Below are 3,080 nucleotides of genomic sequence, written 5' to 3'. Positions count from 1 at the left end.
AGAACAGACACACCACCCAGGACACATCACCAGCGTCCTCGGTATCAGGAACTACACCCGACGTATCACGAAGAGCCCACAACCCCCCACCAGCATCCCGCGGACACTCCGCCCGACTCCCGCCACAGCCACGACACCGCCACACGGCGGAACCAGCCCCTCCACGCCATCGCCGAATACTTACGAGAGTATAAAGATTACCCGCGAGCTCGTGACCGCGTTCGGCGACGCGCTGGCAGTCCTCATTCTGACCGACACCGAGGCCGGCCCGGATCCGGCCCACGCGATCAAGGCGGGTGCCCGGGGCTATCTGACCCGGGCCTCGGCGGTGTCGATACTCTGTCACGCGGTCCATTGCGTAGCCGCCCGCGGAATGGTCTTCGAACCGGCGGGTGTCGGGCAGATACTGCTCGCCTCGCGGCTGCCGGGCGAGGGGATCGATGTCAGCGAACTGCTTTCGGAGCGCGAGCAGACAGTCTTCTATCTGCTCGCAAACGGCCTCAGCAACTCGGAGATAGCGGCGGAACTCTCAGTCGCCGCGTCGACCGTGAAGAAACACGTCAGCGCGGTCCTCCGCAAGCTCGACCTCAGAGATCGCCAGCAGGCTGCGGTCGTCGGGAACCGGAGCCGAGACGACCCGAGCAGAAACGTGCCCGGCTCCGGTGCACTTCCCGCCGGTCGGGTCGGTCTCGGCCGCCAACCGAGGGCGTTGCTGAGCGAGGTCGCGTCCTCCCGGCCGTCCTTTGATGTCGCGAGATCGACCGTCGGGATGTCGAGTGGCTACTCACTGACCGCCGCTCGAGGCTGATCACGCGGTCGAGGGTACCCGGCGCGGTGCGTCCGGGCGCCTGCGGCGAATAACGGAGCGACTGTCCCGCGTCAGAAGTTCGACGGGTAAGTACTATTCTGTTGCCGTGGGTGTTCGGGGGCCTGCGCTGGAGGCGTATGCGGCGGAGGACGTCGAGGGGGCACTGGCGAGCATCACGGACGAGCTCCCACTGCCGGCCGATCGGCATGCGAGGGCCTGCGGTCTGTTCACGGCCCTCGATCAGGACCGCTTCGACACCCGGCCGATCAAGAAGCTTGCGTCCAGCTGCTGGTTGACGACGCGCTGCGGGCCGCGTTTTGGGGCGATCCCGCTGAGATCGGGGATCCAGGTCACCCCGCGGTCCGGCGCAGCGCTGGAGGCCGGCGAACGGCGGACGCCGAGCAGGGGCCATCCGCGTTCCAGGGCGGGCGCGAGGTCCTTGGTGGCGCTGTCCCCGATCACCAGTGCGACGCGGAGCGCTGAGGCGGCCAGGGCTTCTTCCGCGGCCGCGTAGGACGCCGGATCGGGTTTCGCCGCGCCGATGTCCGCCGACACGAACACGCGATCCGCCAGGACGTCCAGACCGGACAGGCGAAGCTTGCGGCGTTGGACTTCGCCGTCGCCGTTGGTGACGACCCAGATTTCGTGGTCGATGCCGAGCCTGCGCAGCGCCTCGGGCACGTCCGGGTAGGGCGTGGCGAACTCCGCCCGCAGTGACCGATACTCCTCGGCCAGGGTGTTGGCGTCATCGTAGGGTGCCCGCACCTGCCGCTGGTACCGGATGATCCACGCCGCGAATCCAGGCGGCCCTGCGGCAAGGTCGGGGTCGAGCCAGAGGCCCTCCCAGCTGCTGATCCCCACCTGCCGGCAGTAGCCATGGTGGGGGCCCGCGCCCCACCGCTCGCGCGCCTCGCCGCGCAGCCGGGCCGCCATCGCCGGATCTGGTGGCCATAGGTGGTCAGTCAATGGCATGAGGTGACGTATCGTCGTCAATAAATACCCGAATCATTACGATGAGTATCGTATAGCTATGCAGAGTGTGCCTCCGGGGAGGCTCGGACAGCATCCACGCAGAACCGGGCGAAGGCGAGCCTGGTCGTGTCGGCTCGGGTACCTGCGCTTATCACGCCCAGTGACCGACCCCGGCCGGTAGCGGCTCGGGCGCTGGCCGGGGGCGGTGCCTGATGGCCGTTGATGGCGCCGCCGTGATGGACGCTCCGGCTGGAGCACAGTCAGCAGCAGGAAGTGACGTGGCGGTCACCCTCGTCACGGTGATCATGGTTGTGGTTGTCGGGCTCACGTTCGCCTTCGGGTTCGGCAACGTGTTCCAGCTCGGGTTGCGTCTGGGAGTGCCGGTCTGGGTCGCGCCGCTGGTGGCTCCGGCGGTCGACTTGTCCGTGGTGGGCCTTTTGCTGGGCACGCGGCAGCTGGCGCTACAGGGCGCTCCGGCGGAGCTGCTGCGTCCGGCGCGGCGGCTGCTGGTGTTCTCCAGCGTTATCTGAAGCTGTCGTAACACTGTCCTCGGCGTTCGGGACGGGCGTTCGAGGCCCGATGATCTGCCTTGTGGACATGGTTATCTCCACCTCGTCCAGCACGTGGATGAGGTGGAGGAGGAGCGGATGCATGTCCAGCGGGTGGCCTTGCCCGGTTCCCGGGTGGATTCGTGGACTGTCCTGGGTGTCGACGACGCTCCGGTCGAACCGGTCGAGCGGTATCTGGCCTATCTCAGCGATATCGAGCGGTCTCCGAACACGGTCAAGGCCTACGCCCATGATCTGAAGGACTACTGGGTCTTTCTGGGGTGGCGGGGGCTGGACTGGCGGGAGGTGCGGCTGGAGGACATCGGCGAGTTCGTGGCCTGGTTGCGGCTGTCGCCGGCGGGCCGGGACGGGCGGGTGGCGGTGCTGCCGTCGGTGGAGCCGGCGGTGTCGGCGTCGACGGTGAACCGGAAGCTGTCGGCGTTGGCCGCGTTCTACGCCTACCAGGTGCGCCATGGCGTGGATCTGGGCGAGTTGCTGACGACGTGGGGGCCGCGGTCAGGGTGACCCGCAAAGTCATTGATGCAGGTCAGCGGGGTTGTCGAGAGTGAGGATGGCCAGGAGCAGGGCGTTGTCGTGTCGGATTCTGCGGATGGTCGGGGCGATGCGGTTATGGCCAGCGAGGCGAATCAGCCCGATGATCAGGTTACGGAGTGTGGTCATGATGCGGGGCAGTGGGCCGGTCCGAACCCGCGAGGCATCCTCACGGAACGTCACATCGCGCACCCAGTGGA

The 3,080-nt window shown here is 67.4% G+C and carries 3 protein-coding genes and 2 pseudogenes; 3 read left to right on the top strand and 2 right to left on the bottom strand.

Translation table 11 applies throughout. The features are described 5' to 3' along the window. Window positions 1-808: response regulator transcription factor (locus BMG523DRAFT_RS22055; RefSeq protein ID WP_235463396.1), on the top strand; the 808-nt coding region annotated here is incomplete at its 5' end. 240 nt (window positions 809-1,048) lie between these two features. Here BMG523DRAFT_RS22055 and BMG523DRAFT_RS22050 read toward each other — a convergent pair. Continuing rightward, on the bottom strand, window positions 1,049-1,780 hold the full coding sequence (locus tag BMG523DRAFT_RS22050; RefSeq protein ID WP_083494934.1) for an HAD family hydrolase: 732 nt from the start codon (window positions 1,778-1,780) through the stop codon (window positions 1,049-1,051). A gap of 236 nt (window positions 1,781-2,016) precedes the next feature. Between BMG523DRAFT_RS22050 and BMG523DRAFT_RS22045 the strand changes: the two are divergent. Together BMG523DRAFT_RS22045 and BMG523DRAFT_RS22040 are read left to right on the top strand one after the other, a co-directional pair. Next, a pseudogene (locus BMG523DRAFT_RS22045) lies at window positions 2,017-2,307 on the top strand (hypothetical protein); the annotation flags it as partial. 120 nt (window positions 2,308-2,427) lie between these two features. Beyond that, complete coding sequence (locus tag BMG523DRAFT_RS22040; RefSeq protein WP_011436481.1) at window positions 2,428-2,853, top strand: site-specific integrase; 426 nt, start codon at window positions 2,428-2,430, stop codon at window positions 2,851-2,853. 9 nt (window positions 2,854-2,862) lie between these two features. On the opposite strand, the pseudogene BMG523DRAFT_RS22035 reads toward BMG523DRAFT_RS22040, so the two are convergent. Further along, window positions 2,863-3,080, bottom strand: a pseudogene (locus BMG523DRAFT_RS22035) (ISAs1 family transposase); the annotation flags it as partial.

Origin of the sequence: Frankia sp. BMG5.23 (assembly GCF_000685765.2) — a bacterium.
Taxonomy (GTDB): Bacteria; Actinomycetota; Actinomycetes; order Frankiales; family Frankiaceae; genus Frankia; species Frankia casuarinae.
The sequence above is the reverse complement of the archived record's forward strand: the minus strand, read 5'-3'. Positions and strand labels throughout refer to the sequence as shown.